This window comes from Phenylobacterium sp., assembly GCF_013911965.1.
Lineage (GTDB): Bacteria > Pseudomonadota > Alphaproteobacteria > Caulobacterales > Caulobacteraceae > Phenylobacterium.
In genome coordinates, this window is the sequence record NZ_JACESE010000002.1 from 78,035 (window position 1) to 91,198 (window position 13,164).

Annotated in this window: 16 protein-coding genes; 7 read left to right on the plus strand and 9 right to left on the minus strand. The window is 69.6% G+C overall.

Annotated features, from left to right (window positions below; translation table 11 throughout):
* Window positions 1–33: 33 nt before the first annotated feature.
* Window positions 34–234, plus strand: coding sequence for a hypothetical protein (locus tag H2041_RS02195; RefSeq protein ID WP_293408968.1), 201 nt, complete (start codon window positions 34–36; stop codon window positions 232–234).
* A 26-nt stretch (window positions 235–260) separates the two neighbouring features.
* Here H2041_RS02195 and dprA read toward each other — a convergent pair whose 3' ends face one another.
* The 5 genes from dprA to ruvX all read right to left on the minus strand — a co-directional run bounded on the left by dprA (window position 261) and on the right by ruvX (window position 4,964).
* Entirely contained in the window at window positions 261–1,355 is a 1,095-nt protein-coding gene (gene dprA / locus H2041_RS02200) for a DNA-processing protein DprA (RefSeq protein WP_293408970.1), read from the minus strand.
* Window positions 1,352–2,011, minus strand: a complete 660-nt coding sequence (gene plsY, locus H2041_RS02205) for a glycerol-3-phosphate 1-O-acyltransferase PlsY (RefSeq protein ID WP_293408973.1) — start codon at window positions 2,009–2,011, stop codon at window positions 1,352–1,354. Before plsY ends, dprA begins: the two co-directional genes overlap by 4 nt.
* A gap of 125 nt (window positions 2,012–2,136) precedes the next feature.
* Entirely contained in the window at window positions 2,137–3,432 is a 1,296-nt protein-coding gene (pyrC, locus tag H2041_RS02210) for a dihydroorotase (protein WP_367132509.1), read from the minus strand.
* Window positions 3,432–4,409 (minus strand): aspartate carbamoyltransferase catalytic subunit, encoded by a 978-nt coding sequence (locus tag H2041_RS02215; protein ID WP_293408975.1) that lies wholly within the window; start codon window positions 4,407–4,409, stop codon window positions 3,432–3,434. Before H2041_RS02215 ends, pyrC begins: the two co-directional genes overlap by 1 nt.
* Window positions 4,410–4,484: 75 nt before the next feature.
* A complete protein-coding gene (gene ruvX / locus H2041_RS02220) occupies window positions 4,485–4,964 on the minus strand; it encodes a Holliday junction resolvase RuvX (protein ID WP_293408977.1) in 480 nt (159 codons plus the stop codon).
* A 136-nt stretch (window positions 4,965–5,100) separates the two neighbouring features.
* On the opposite strand from ruvX, the gene H2041_RS02225 reads away from it, so the two are divergent.
* From H2041_RS02225 to gatA, 3 genes are all read left to right on the plus strand, one after another.
* The gene (locus H2041_RS02225; RefSeq protein ID WP_293408979.1) at window positions 5,101–6,027 is read left to right on the plus strand and encodes a sulfotransferase domain-containing protein; all 927 of its coding nucleotides are present in this window, start codon (window positions 5,101–5,103) and stop codon (window positions 6,025–6,027) included.
* 86 nt (window positions 6,028–6,113) lie between these two features.
* On the plus strand, window positions 6,114–6,401 hold the full coding sequence (gene gatC / locus H2041_RS02230) for an Asp-tRNA(Asn)/Glu-tRNA(Gln) amidotransferase subunit GatC (protein WP_293408981.1): 288 nt from the start codon (window positions 6,114–6,116) through the stop codon (window positions 6,399–6,401).
* Window positions 6,402–7,874, plus strand: a complete 1,473-nt coding sequence (gene gatA, locus H2041_RS02235) for an Asp-tRNA(Asn)/Glu-tRNA(Gln) amidotransferase subunit GatA (RefSeq protein ID WP_293408983.1) — start codon at window positions 6,402–6,404, stop codon at window positions 7,872–7,874.
* 45 nt (window positions 7,875–7,919) lie between these two features.
* Here the strand turns inward: gatA and H2041_RS02240 are convergent, their stop codons facing one another.
* A complete protein-coding gene (locus H2041_RS02240; protein ID WP_293408985.1) occupies window positions 7,920–8,207 on the minus strand; it encodes a hypothetical protein in 288 nt (95 codons plus the stop codon).
* Window positions 8,208–8,328: 121 nt separating this feature from the next.
* Here H2041_RS02240 and gatB point away from each other — a divergent pair, with 121 nt between their 5' ends.
* Window positions 8,329–9,792 carry an Asp-tRNA(Asn)/Glu-tRNA(Gln) amidotransferase subunit GatB gene (gene gatB, locus H2041_RS02245; protein ID WP_293408987.1) on the plus strand — a complete coding sequence of 488 codons (1,464 nt, stop codon included), beginning with the start codon at window positions 8,329–8,331 and terminating at the stop codon, window positions 9,790–9,792.
* A 22-nt stretch (window positions 9,793–9,814) separates the two neighbouring features.
* Window positions 9,815–10,747 (plus strand): phytanoyl-CoA dioxygenase family protein, encoded by a 933-nt coding sequence (locus H2041_RS02250; RefSeq protein WP_293408989.1) that lies wholly within the window; start codon window positions 9,815–9,817, stop codon window positions 10,745–10,747.
* Window positions 10,748–10,795: 48 nt separating this feature from the next.
* Here H2041_RS02250 and H2041_RS02255 read toward each other — a convergent pair whose 3' ends face one another.
* Together H2041_RS02255 and H2041_RS02260 are read right to left on the minus strand one after the other, a co-directional pair.
* A complete protein-coding gene (locus H2041_RS02255; RefSeq protein ID WP_293408991.1) occupies window positions 10,796–11,311 on the minus strand; it encodes an RcnB family protein in 516 nt (171 codons plus the stop codon).
* 113 nt (window positions 11,312–11,424) lie between these two features.
* On the minus strand, window positions 11,425–11,760 hold the full coding sequence (locus tag H2041_RS02260) for an RcnB family protein (protein ID WP_293408993.1): 336 nt from the start codon (window positions 11,758–11,760) through the stop codon (window positions 11,425–11,427).
* A gap of 283 nt (window positions 11,761–12,043) precedes the next feature.
* Between H2041_RS02260 and H2041_RS02265 the strand changes: the two genes are divergently transcribed.
* Complete coding sequence (locus H2041_RS02265) at window positions 12,044–12,319, plus strand: sel1 repeat family protein (protein ID WP_293408995.1); 276 nt, start codon at window positions 12,044–12,046, stop codon at window positions 12,317–12,319.
* A gap of 65 nt (window positions 12,320–12,384) precedes the next feature.
* On the opposite strand, the gene H2041_RS02270 is transcribed toward H2041_RS02265, so the two are convergent.
* Window positions 12,385–13,137 carry a polysaccharide biosynthesis/export family protein gene (locus tag H2041_RS02270; RefSeq protein WP_293408997.1) on the minus strand — a complete coding sequence of 251 codons (753 nt, stop codon included), beginning with the start codon at window positions 13,135–13,137 and terminating at the stop codon, window positions 12,385–12,387.
* Window positions 13,138–13,164 lie beyond the last annotated feature (27 nt).

A 13,164-nucleotide genomic window follows, 5' to 3' on the forward strand; every position in this document is an offset into this window, starting at 1 on the left:
TAGCCCATTGGCATACCATCGATACTCGATCTCATGATCCAACCGCTGCCGCCGGACGCATCACCTCAGCACGTCGCCGCCTTCATCGAGGCGATGCTGCGGGACTTGTCGGAACTGGCCGCGGTGAAGGGGTATCGGGGTCTCTCCGCCACCCTGCTGGTCGCCGCGCTCGACGCCGCAAGGGCTGCGGCCGGGGAGCCCGACCCGCCGCCCCCCAGGGCCGACACCTTCTGACGTCCAGGCTCTGGCGTCCAGGCCTCTCATCCGCTCGCCACCAGCCCGCCCGGCATCAGTTCCGCGCGGCCCGCCAGCGCCAGCTCGATCAGCGCAGCGGCGACCTCGCCGGCCGAGGCGCCGGTGGCGCGCACAAGCTCGTCCCGTCCGATCGGGGTGGGGGAGAGCTGCCGGGCGAGCGCCTCCACAAGCCGAGGGTCCGACTGCGTCGCCGAAGGCGGGGGCGCATAGCCGGAGGCCGGTTCGCCGAAGCCGCGGAACCCCTCCAGGGCGCGCAGGACGTCGTCCACGCCCTCGCAGATGGCTGCGCCCTGCCGAATCAGGTCGTTGGCGCCGCGGGCCCGCGGATCCAGGGGCGAGCCGGGGACGGCCAGCACCTCGCGCCCCTGTTCGCCCGCAAGCCTCGCCGTGATCAGGGAGCCGGAGCGGAGCTCCGCCTCGACCACGACGACCGCCTGGGAGAGGCCCGAGATGATGCGGTTTCGGCGGGGAAAGTCGCGGGCCTGGGCCTGGCGGCCTGGCGGGTGCTCGGCCACGACGCAGCCTTGATCGGCGATCTGTGCGTACAGTCCGCCATGTTCGGGCGGATAGACGTCGTCCACGCCGCCCCCGAGGACCGCCACCGTTCCGGTGGGCAGGGCTCCCTGGTGCGCGGCGCCGTCGATGCCGCGGGCCATGCCGGACACCACGACGAGGCCGGCTGCGCCCAGTTCGGCGGCCAGTCCGCGGGCGAAACGCTGGCCGGCCGCCGAGGCGACGCGGGCGCCGACCAGAGCCACGGCCGGGCGGTCGAGCAGCTCGATACGGCCCCGCGCCCAAAGCAGCGGCGGCGGCGGGTCGAGGGCGGCGAGCGCCTGGGGGAAATCGGGCTCGCAGGCGCAGATGAGCCGGGCGCCCAGGGCCTCGCCGGCGGCGAGTTCGCTCAGGGCTTCCCGTTCCGTGGGGATGCGCGGCGCCTGCGCTCGGCCGCCCCGGCGGGCCAGATCGGGCAGGGCGGCGAGCGCCAGGGACGGTTCGCCGAACCGGCGGATCAGTTCGTCGAAGGTGACGGGCCCGACGGATTCGGTCCGGGCCAGGCGCAGCCAGTCGCGCCGGGCGGCGTCCGTCAGGCCTCGGATCACGCCTCGGCCTCAGGGGACGGAGGCGTCTTGCCGCCGCCGATCTTCGGCTCCTCGCCCTTGATCAGGCGGCCGATGTTCGCCCTGTGCCGGACGTAGATCAGCACCGCCATCACCAGGGCCAGGACGGCATAGGGATAGGGCCGGTCTGTCACGAAGACGTAGACAGGCGCCAGCGCCGCGGCGGTCAGGGCCGCCAGCGAGGAGATCCGGAAGACCAGCGCCATCAGGATCCAGGTCGCGCCGGCCAGCAGGCCCACGGGCCAGGCGGCCGCGAGCAGGGTGCCGAAGAAGGTGGCCACCCCCTTGCCGCCCTTGAAGCCGAGCCAGACGGGGAAGAGATGGCCGATGAAGGCGGCGCCGGCCGCCAGGGCGATCACGGTCGCCTGAACCTCCTGCGGCCCGTCGCGGGTCATCAGCCAGGCGATCAGCACGGCCAGGGCGCCCTTGCCGCCGTCGCCCAGCAGGGTGATCAGGGCCAGGTCCTTGCGGCCCGTGCGCAGGACGTTGGTCGCCCCGATGTTGCCGGAGCCAATGCTGCGCACGTCGCCGGCGCCGCCCAGGCGCGTGGCGATGACGCCGAACGGAATGGATCCCAGCAGATAGCCGCCCATGAGCGCGGCGGCGATGAGGAGCGGGCTCAAGGTGTCGGTCGGCATGGATTCCCCCCGGGGTTTTCCGACTCCTAGCCGCGCTGGCGCGCCCCGTCATCGCCCGTTGCGATGTTCGTTGTTTGTTCCTAGCGCCGGTCGGCCCCTTGTTCAAGAGCCTCGCGGCGGAGGGCTCAGTCGGCGCGATAGACGACCCGGCCGTCCACCAGGGTCAGCCGCACGACGCCTTGCAGGCGCCGCCCGTCGAAGGGCGAGTTCTTAGACTTCGACTTCAGGTCCGCGAGATCGACGACCATCGGCGCGGCGAGGTCGCAGAGCACGAGGTCGGCCGGGGCGCCCTTGGCCAGGCGCCCGGCCGACAGGCCGAGAAGCTCCGCCGGGCGGCTGGTGACGGTGCGCATCAGGTCGATGAGCGGGATGCGGCCCTCGTGGTGGAAGGCCAGAAGGGCGGGCAGCAGGGTCTGCAGCCCCACCGCGCCGGGGGCCGCCTCGTCATAGGGCAGGCGCTTGTCTTCGGCCGGGGCCGGCGCATGGGCCGAGACGACGATGTCGATCAGGCCCGTCGCCAGAGCCTCGATGGTGGCCTGGCGGTCGTCCTCGCCGCGCACCGGCGGGTCGAACTTCAGGAAGGTCCGGTAGTCGCCGATGTCCACCTCGTTGAAGGACAGGTGGTTGATCGAGGTGGTGGCGGTCGCGGCCACGCCGCGGGCCTTGCCGCGCTCCAGGCTCTCCAGGGCGCAGGCCGTCGTCACCTGGTCCACCAGCAGCCGCGCGCCGGTCAGCTCGGCGAGCGCCAGGTCGCGCTCCAGCATGATCTTCTCGGCCGCCGGCGGGACGCTCGCCAGGCCCATGCGGCCGGCGAACTCCCCCTCCGTGGCCGCGGCGCCGGCGGACAGCCACGGGTCGGCCGGGCGGTGGGCCACCAGCACGCCGAAGCCCTTGGCGTAGGAGAGCAGCCGCCGGAAGACCTTGGAATTGACGATCGGCCGGTCGGCGTCGGTCACATAGAGGCAGCCGGCGTCCCGCATCAGGCCGATCTCAGCCATCCGTTCGCCCTTCAGCCCCTTGGTGGCGGCGCCGGCGGGATAGACATGGACGAGCTCGATGTCGCGGGCCCGGCGCAGGATGAAGTCGACCGTGGCGGGATCATCGACGGCCGGATCGGTGTCGGGTTGGACGACGATGGAGGTGACGCCGCCGGCCGCGGCGGCCAGGGCGGCGGACTTCAGCGTCTCCTTGGGCTCGGCGCCCGGCTCGCCCGTCTTGACCCGCAGGTCGATCAGGCCGGGGGCCAGCATGGCCCCGGCGGCGTCGATCGTCTCGACGTCGTCGGAGAGGCCCTCCGGCGCGGCGCCCTGGACGACGTCGGCGATCTTGCCGTTCTTCACCAGCAGGGCGCCGGGGCCGTCCCAGCCGGAGGCGGGGTCGACGAGGCGGGCGTTCACGAAGGCGGTGGGGCGGGCGGTCATCAGTCGTTGTCCAGGCGGGCCGACAGGGCGGCGAGCACGGCCATACGGGCGGCGACGCCCATCTCCACCTGGTCCTGGATCAGGCTGACCGACAGGTCGTCGGCCACGTCGGAGTCGATCTCCACGCCGCGGTTCATCGGGCCCGGATGCATGACCTTCACGTGCGGCGCGGCGCAGGCGAGCTTCTCGCGGTCCAGGCCGAAGAAACGGAAGTACTCGCGCTGCGACGGCGCCAGCACGCCGTCCATGCGCTCCAGCTGCAGGCGCAGCATCATGACCACGTCGCAGCCTTCGATTCCCTTTCGCAGGTCGTGGAAGACCGCCGAGCCCCAGCGGTCGGCCTCGGCCGGCATCAGGGTCGGCGGGCCGACGAGGCGGACCTCGGCGCCCAGCATCTGCAGCAGGGCGACGTTGGAGCGCGCCACGCGGCTGTGCAGCACGTCGCCGCAGATAGCCACGCGCAGGCCCGCGATGCGGCCGAAGGCGCGGCGCATGGACAGAGCGTCCAGCAGGGCCTGGGTCGGGTGCTCGTGCTGGCCGTCGCCGGCGTTGATCACCGAGCACGACACCTTCTGCGCCAGCAGGGAGGCCGCGCCGGAGGAGGCGTGCCGCACCACCAGCAGATCCGGCTGCATGGCGTTCAGCGTCACGGCGGTGTCGATCAGCGTCTCGCCCTTGGAGATGGACGAGGAGCGCGGGCTCATATTGACCACGTCGGCGCCCAGCCGCTTGCCGGCCAGCTCGAAGGAGCTCTGGGTGCGGGTCGAGTTCTCGAAGAACAGGTTCATCAGCGTCCGACCTTTGAGCAGGTCGAGCTTCTTCGAGGTCTGGCGGTTGAGGGCCACGAAGCCGTCGGCCAGGTCGAGCAGATCGCCCACCTCCACCGGGTTCAGGTCCATCACCGACAGGAAATGGCGTTTGGGAAACGGGAAGGTCCGGCCGAGGACCTCGTTCAGACCGGGTGCGGGCGCGCTCATTAAAGGGCCCTCTTAAGGGGGCGGGACGGAGTCGCCAAGCCGGGGGCGTCCGCCGTCCACATGTTCGGGCGCCCGTCAGGCATCAGGCAGGTTGCGCAGCCGGTCCAGCGCGCCCTGCAGGATCCAGGCGGCGGCGGCCTTGTCCACCACCTCGCCCCGGCGGGCGCGGGTCATGTCCATCTCGTCCACCAGCATGCGGTTGACGGCCATGGACGACATCCGCTCGTCCCAGAAGGCGATGGGCAGGTCATCGCGCAAGCGCAGCAGGTTACGGGCGAAGGCGCGGCTGGACTGGCAGCGCGGTCCCTCGGTCCCGTCCATATTGACCGGCAATCCGATGACGATCGCCTTGGCCTCGCGTTCGGCCATCAGCTTGAAGAGCTGTTCGGCGTCCTGGGTGAACTTGGCCTTGCGGATCAGGGCCAGCGGCGAGGCCACCGTGCGACTGACGTCGGAGACCGCCACCCCGATGGTCTTCTCGCCCAGGTCGAGGCCCACGACGGCGGCCAGGCGGGGCAGGGCGGAGGGCAGTTCGATGAGGTCCATCACGGGCATGGCTGCTCATTACCACGGCGCCTGCATCGGCCGCACGATTTCGGGCGCCTGGGTCGCGGCTTCATCGAACGGCGATATTGGTGACTCGGCGTGTTGCGGTTAAGAGCGCCGCCAAGACAACCCTGGGGGCATTCCGATGGCGCAGACAACCGCCGCCTGGCCGCGCAAGACGCGCGACATCCACAATCACCACATGGATTCCACCGTCTGGGACCGCTTCGCCTTCCGCGACGACGACGTGGTCGTGGCGACCTACGCCAAGTCCGGCACGACCTGGACCCAGCACATCGTCGGACAGCTGGTCTTCGCCGGCGATCCCGACGTGAAGATCGCCGAAATCTCGCCCTGGGTGGACCTGCGCATCATGCCGCCGGACCTGCTCGACATCCTGGAGGCGCAGCAGCACCGGCGCATCCTGAAGACCCACCTGCCGGTGGATGCGCTGAACTTCTCGCCCAAGGCCAAGTACATCTATATCGGCCGGGACGGGCGGGACGTGCTGTGGAGCCTCTACAACCACCACGCCAACGCCAACCAGCTCTGGTACGACGCCATCAATGACACGCCCGGCCGCGTCGGTCCGCCGATCGAGCGGGCGGACCCGGACATCCGCCGCTATTTCCGCACCTGGCTCGACCAGGATGGCGCGCCCTTCTGGCCCTACTGGGAGAACATCGCCACCTGGTGGGCGATCCGCGACCTGCCCAACGTCATGCTCGTCCACTTCAACGATCTGAAGCGGGACCTGGAGGGCGAGATGCGCAAGATCGCCGCCTTCCTCGACTGCGACATCCCCGAGGACCGCTGGTCGCAGATCCTGGAGCACTGCACCTTCGACTGGATGAAGGCCCATGCGGAGAACATGTCGCCCCTCGGCGGCGCCATCTTCGAGGGCGGCGCGACCACCTTCATCAACAAGGGCGTCAACGGCCGCTGGAAGGACATGCTGACGCCTGAGGACATCGCCGCCTACGAGCAGCGTGCGCTGGCCGAGCTCGGCCCCGACTGCGCCCGCTGGCTGGCGGAAGGACAGGGCGCGGCGGCCGAACTGGCGCCCGCCTGAGCCCTTGGGGCCTCCTTTCTCCGCCCGCCGCTTGCAAAAGGCCGCCTTGCACGGCTAACCCACGGGCAGATTGCAAGGAGGCCCCCATGGCCATCGACGCGGCGACCGTGCGCAAGGTCGCCAAGCTGGCGCGCATCGCCGAACCGGAAGACCGCCTGGAGCCGCTCGCCCGGGAGCTGAGCGGCATCCTCAACTGGATCGAACAGCTGAACGAGGTCGACACCGACGGGGTGGAGCCCATGACCTCGGTGGTCCACCAGGGCCTGCCGATGCGCGAGGACGTGGTCACCGACGGCGGCGACCCGGACAAGGTGCTGTCCAACGCCCCGAAGTCGGCCGGCGGCTTCTTCGTTGTGCCGAAGGTGGTGGAATAGATGTCCGAGCTGACCAAGCTGACCCTCAAGGCCGCGCTCGAAGGCCTTGCGGCCAAGAGCTTTTCCGCCGCCGAGCTGACCCAGGCCCACATGGCCGCGGTGGAGGCGGCGCGGCCGCTGAACGCCTTCATCCTGGAGACGCCGGAGAAGGCGCTCGACATGGCGAAAGCCTCCGACGCCCGCCGTGCGCGGGGCGAGGCCGGGCCGCTGGACGGCGCGCCCCTGGGTATCAAGGACCTGTTCTGCACCGAAGGCGTGCGCTCCACGGCCTGTTCGAAGATCCTCGGGAACTTCCAGCCGACCTACGAATCCACCGTCACCGCCAACCTCTGGCGCGACGGCGCGGTGATGCTGGGCAAGCTGAACCTGGACGAGTTCGCCATGGGCTCGTCCAACGAGACCAGCGCCTTCGGACCGGTGGTCAATCCGTGGCGCGCCAACGGCGGCAATGCGAAGCTCACGCCCGGCGGCTCGTCGGGCGGCTCGGCTGCGGCGGTCGCGGCCGAGCTCTGCCTGGGGGCGACGGCCACCGACACCGGCGGCTCCATCCGCCAGCCGGCGGCCTTCACGGGCACGGTGGGCATCAAGCCGACCTACGGGCGCTGCTCGCGCTGGGGGATCGTGGCCTTCGCCTCGTCCCTGGACCAGGCCGGTCCCATCGCCCGCACGGTCGAGGACGCGGCCATCCTCCTGAAGTCCATGTCGGGCCACGACGTGAAGGACTCCACCAGCCTGGACGTCGAGGTGCCGGACTTCCCGAGCTTCGTCGGCAAGTCGGTCAAGGGTCTGCGCATCGGCGTGCCCAAGGAGTACCGCGTCGACAACATGCCCCCGGAGATCGAGAAGCTCTGGGAGCAGGGGATCGCCTGGCTGAAGGAGGCCGGCTGCGAGATCGTCGAGGTCTCCCTGCCGCACACCAAGTACGCCCTGCCGGCCTATTACATCGTCGCCCCGGCGGAGGCCTCGTCCAACCTCGCCCGCTATGACGGCATGCGCTACGGCCTGAGGGTCGACGGCGCCAACCTGACCGAGACCTATGAGCAGACCCGCGCCGAGGGCTTCGGGGACGAGGTCAAGCGCCGCATCCTGATCGGCACCTACGTGCTGTCGGCGGGCTATTACGACGCCTACTACCTCAAGGCCCAGAAGGTCCGCCGGCGCATCGCCGACGACTTCGATCAGGCCTTCGAGAAGGTGGACGCCCTGCTGACGCCGACCGCGCCCTCGGCGGCCTTCGCGCTCGGCGAGAAGTCCGACGACCCGGTGGCCATGTACCTGAACGACATCTTCACCGTGACGGTGAACCTGGCGGGCCTGCCGGGGATGAGCATCCCGGCGGGGGTCGACGCCAACGGTCTGCCGCTCGGGCTGCAGCTGATCGGCAAGGCGCTGGACGAGGGCACGCTGTTCTCGCTCGGCGGCGCCCTTGAGAAGGCGGCCGACTTCAAGGCCAAGCCGCAGCCCTGGTGGTGAGGCCGAAAGCCTCAGCCCGGGCGATCCCAGGCTGAGGCGTCCGGGTCAGAGGGCGGAGAGCTCCGCCTTGATGGCCTTCAGGGTGTCGTCGGTGATCTGACCGCCGGACATGGGCTTGAGCTGAACCAGCGTCATGCCCTTGAACATGTTGTAGGACGGGTGCTCGCTGATGCCCGGCAGGTGCTTCTCCAGCACGGCCTTGGCCTTGGCGTTCGCCATCAGCTCGGCGACCGAACTCGATTCGACGCTGAGGGGGCCCTGGGCCACCACGGCGCTGGCGGCGGCGAGCGAGAGGGTGAGGGCGAGGCCGCCCGTCAGATAGGTCTTGCGCATGGGTTGTTCCTCCCCGGAACGGCTGGAATGGCGGGCCGAAGTGAGCGTGAAGGGGCCGCTTCGCGCAAGCAGATTCACAAGGCCGCTTCCGCCGGAAAGCGGCTGGCTCTAGGAAGGGCGCATGACTGAGAATTCCAAGCTGATCCAGGGCCGCACCGGCCCGTGGGAAGTGGTCCTGGGGCTGGAGGTCCACGCCCAGGTGGCCTCGAACGCCAAGCTCTTTTCCGGCGCCGCCGTCGGCTTCGGCGCGGGCCCCAACGCCCAGGTCAGCCTGGTGGATGCGGCCATGCCTGGCATGCTGCCGGTCATCAACCGCCGCTGCGTGGAGCAGGCGGTGCGCACCGGCCTGGGCCTGAAGGCGAAGATCAATCTGAAGTCCACCTTCGACCGGAAGAACTACTTCTATCCGGACCTGCCGCAGGGCTATCAGATCAGCCAGTACAAGGAGCCCGTCGTCGGCGAGGGCGAGGTGCTCGTCGAGCTGGACGACGGTTCGACCATCACCGTCGGCATCGAGCGCCTGCACCTGGAGCAGGACGCCGGCAAGTCGCTGCACGACCAGGACCCGAACTTCACCTATGTCGACCTCAACCGGGCCGGCACGGCGCTGATGGAGATCGTCTCGCGCCCGGACATGCGCTCCTCGGCCGAGGCCGCGGCCTATGTGAAGAAGCTGCGCACCATCCTCGTCTATCTGGGCACCTGCGACGGCGACATGGAAAAGGGCAACCTGCGCGCCGACGTGAACGTCTCCGTGCGCAAGCCTGGCGGGCCGCTGGGCACGCGCTGCGAGATCAAGAACGTCAACTCGTACCGCTTCATCCAGCAGGCCATCGAGTACGAGGCGCGCCGCCAGATCGAGATTCTCGAGGACGGCGGCTCCATCGACCAGGAGACGCGCCTGTTCGACCCGAACAAGGGCGAGACGCGCTCCATGCGCTCGAAGGAAGAGGCGCACGACTACCGCTACTTCCCCGACCCCGACCTCCTGCCGCTCGTGCTGGACGCGGCCTGGGTGAAGGCGATCGAAGAGTCGCTGCCGGAATTGCCGGACGCCAAGAAGGCGCGTCTGCAGGCGCAGTATGGCCTGTCGGCCTATGACGCCGGCGTGCTGGTCAGCGAGGCCGCGCGCGCCGACTACTTCGAGGCCGCCGCCCAGGGCCGCGACGCCAAGCTCATCGCCAACTGGGTGACCAACGATCTGGCCGCCAAGCTGACGGCCGCGGGGCTCGACATCGAGGAGAGCCCGATCAAGGCCGGCGAGATCGCCGAGCTGGTGGCCCTGATCGAGGAGGGCGTCATCTCCTCCAAGATCGCCAAGGACGTCTTCGAGCGCATGTGGGCCGGCGAGGGCGCGCCGCGCGAGATCGTCGAGAAGCAGGGGCTGAAGCAGGTCTCCGACACCGGGGCTCTGGAAGCCATCATCGACGACCTGATCGCCAAGAACCCGGGCCAGGCCGAGCAGGTGAAGGAAAAGCCGCAGGCCATCGGCTGGTTCGTCGGTCAGGTGATGAAGGCCACCGGCGGCAAGGCCAATCCCGGCGCGGTCAACCAGCTGCTGAAGTCCAAGCTCGGGGTCGAGTAGCCGCGCAGTCGGGGAGAGGCGCGTGTTCGGACTGAAGTCTCTGCTCCGCCGGCCGCCGGCTCGCCCCGAAGCCCTCTGGCTGGACGAGCCGGACGCGCTTGCGCGCGTGGAGCGTGCGCCCGTCTCCGAGGCCGCGAAACAGGCGGCCCGCGACCTGATCGTCGACGGTTTCACCGTGCTGCGCGGCGCCATCCCCGGCGAACTCTGCCAGCAGGTGATCGACGACTACGCCCGCTACGGCGCGGAGAACGCCGACTATGTGGCCGCCAATCTAGACGAGCTGGCGCGCGAGAAGCGGCTGGTGAACTTCCACCACTGGTCCAAGGCCGAGGAGGCCATCGCCACCGACGCCGGCGTGATGTCGGTGCTCGACTTCCTGTTCGGCGAACGCGCCTGCGTCTACACCTCGCTCACCTTCAAGTACGGCACCCAGCAGCCGATCCATCGCGACACGCCGCACTTCGCCACCTGGCCCGGCAGCCGGTTCTTCGGCGTCTGGACCGCCCTGGAGGACACGCCGCCGGAGGCCGGGCCGCTGATGTATGTCCGCGGCGGACACCGCTTTCCGGTCGAACCGCGGCCGGTGTTCGAGGCCGTCCAGGCCGAACACCCCGACTGGACCCGCGAGGATCAGCTCAACCTGGCGCTCGACCGCTGGAACGGGCTGATCATCCAGCAGGCGCCAGATCACGGCGAGCTGGTGGTGGCCCCGATCCGCCGCGGCGACGTGGCCATCTGGCATCCCCAACTGCCTCACGGCGGATCGCCGGCGCAGGATCCGACCCGCACCCGCTGGAGCGTCGTGGTCCACTGTGCGCCCGAGGGCGTGCAGGTGCATCAGCACGACCGCTTCTTCACCCATGCCGGTCCGGGCGCGCCGCCGGACCGCTACCGATTCCGGGAAGCTCACGGCCGCAAGATCGCCCTCGCCGGAGAGGTCGCCTACCAGGCATGAAAAAGGCCCCGGACGCGGGTCCGGAGCCTTTCCCGGGCGGTCTCGGGATCAGTTGTTGATGATCTCGAAGATGATGCCCGTCGCGATCGCCGCCATCAGATAGTCGTCGCCCACGCGGTACCAGGCGTATCCGCGCGGAGGCGGACGCAGGCGGTAGCGGTAGTAGTCGTTGACCACGTAGCTGCGGTAGTAGGGCGGCAGCACCGCCCCGCGGCGCCAGGCGGCGTAGCCCGGGCGATAGTAGCGGTTGTTGTAATAGCTCGACGGTGGGGGACCGTAGTACCAGCGGTTCTGGTAGTAATAGCCGTTGTAGCGGCGGCTATCCCACCGATTGTCCCAGCGGTCGTGACGGTTGTCCCAGCGATCGTGGCGATCGTCCCAGCGGTGGTCGCGCCGGTCCCAGCGGTCGTCACGCCGATCATCCCGGCGATCCCAGCGGTCGTCGCGACGGTCCCAGTTGTTGTCCCGGCGGTCCCAGGACTGCGCCTGCGCGGCTGTCGCCGAGGCAGCGATCGGCCCCGCGACGGCGGCGGCCGCCGCCAGGCAGAGCATCAGACGTTTCATTTCACGTCTCCTATTCCACGGCCCGGCGGGCGGGCCTCCTCGTCCCCCGATCACGGCAAGGATGAGAGACCCGCCCTGAACCCCGGCTGAACGGTCAAGTCAGGATCGACGGATCAGTCGATCAGGCTGCGGATCACCTCGGCGATCAGCCCCGTCTCCGTCTGGGCCAGGTAGACGTCGTTCCCCACACGGACCCAGCGATAGCCCGGCGGCGGAGTGCGCAGGCGGTAGCGGGCCGGTTCGGCGATGTAGTAGGTGCGCTCCACGACATAGCCGCGCGGCATGTATTCGCCGCGGCTCCAGTGCTTCTTGGCCTGGCCCGGGGGCATGCCGTGCGGGTGGCCCTTTCCGCGCCAGCCGTCGTGGTCGTGATGGTGCGGCTTGGCCAGGGCGGCGCCCGGCGCGGCGATGGCGACGGCGAGCGCAGCGGTCATGACAGCGGTCTTCATTTGTCGGCTCCTCGACCTTGTCCCTCGGCCTGGATAACGCCCGATGGCCCGTGCGGCTCCGCCGACGGCGCCGAAGGCCGCGCCCCGGAAGTGCGGGCGCGATTAACGGAACCAACACAAAGGTTTCGCGCCAGTAACAAGCGCGACGACTGCCAGGATGTCGCATGAACTGCGGTTGTTTTGCGGTTTAACCATATGTTCAGTTGATCACGACTTTTCTTGCCTCATGGATAGCGGCGCGAGCCCCAGAAGGGGGAGCCGCTGGCGAAGGGGACGAAGAGTCATGATTGGCAATCTGGCGATCGGAAGCGCGGAAGGCCTTCCTCTGCCTGGTCCGGACGCGAGCGGCGACGAGCTGTTCCGCCTGGGCATGCTGTACTCCACCGGTCAGGGCGGCGCGCCGCTGGACTATGTTTCGGCGCACATGCTGTTCAACCTGGCCGCCATGCGCGGTTCGGTGGAGGCCAAGATCTACCGCAAGGAGCTCTCGCAGGAGATGGCTTCCGAAGAAGTGGCCGAAGCTCAGCGCGCGGCCCGCGAGTGGCTCGCCCAGGGCTGAGCCCCCGGGCCTGACGACGGCGCTTCCCGCCTGCGGCCCGGGGGCTGCGGGCGCGCCTTGGCGTCTCAGTTCGCCTGCTGTTCGTTCAGCGCATAGCTGAAGCCGAACTGGATCGGCGAGAGGTCGCGGAAGTACTGCTGGACGAACAGCCCGGCGTTGGCCACGCCGCTGCGTGGCACATAGACGATGTCGAATCGGCGCAGGGGCACCAGGTCCGTCGTCGGATCGCGCAATCCCCGCAACAGGTCCACCGAGCGCATCATGCCGCGGCCTTCGGCGCCTCGCCGCAGGATGATCACCTTGCTGCGGTCGGCCGTCGTGCGGAAGCCCCCCGCCTGGATCACGGCGCGCAGGGCGTCGGCGTCGCCGGCCATGTCGTAGATTCCGGGCTGGCCGACTTCCCCGCCCACGAACACCTTGAGCGGCGCGGCCTTGGGGGTGACGAAGGCGTCCGGCCGCAGCAGGTGTGCGCCATAGGCCTGCGACAGGGCCGCCTCGAGCTCCAGGGTCGTCCGGTCGGCGGCCATGATCGGCGGAATCAGCGGAACCGTGATGCGCCCGTCCGGCTGAACCGTCACGGTCTTGTTCAGCTCCGGCGCCGAGGGCACCGTCACCTCGAGTTCGTCGCCCGGATAGAAGCGGTAGGGCGGCTCGAAGTCCGTCCATTGCGCGTAGGGAATGTCGGCGAAACCCGGGCCGCGGGGCGGAGGTTCGCCCAGGCCGACGAGGCTCGCCCCGGGCAGGGCGCGAGGCGCCCCGCAACCGGCGACGCAAAGGGCCAGGACGAGGCTGTAGACGGCGGTCGAGCGGCGGCGCATCAGCATGTCGCCAGGGTTAACAGGAAT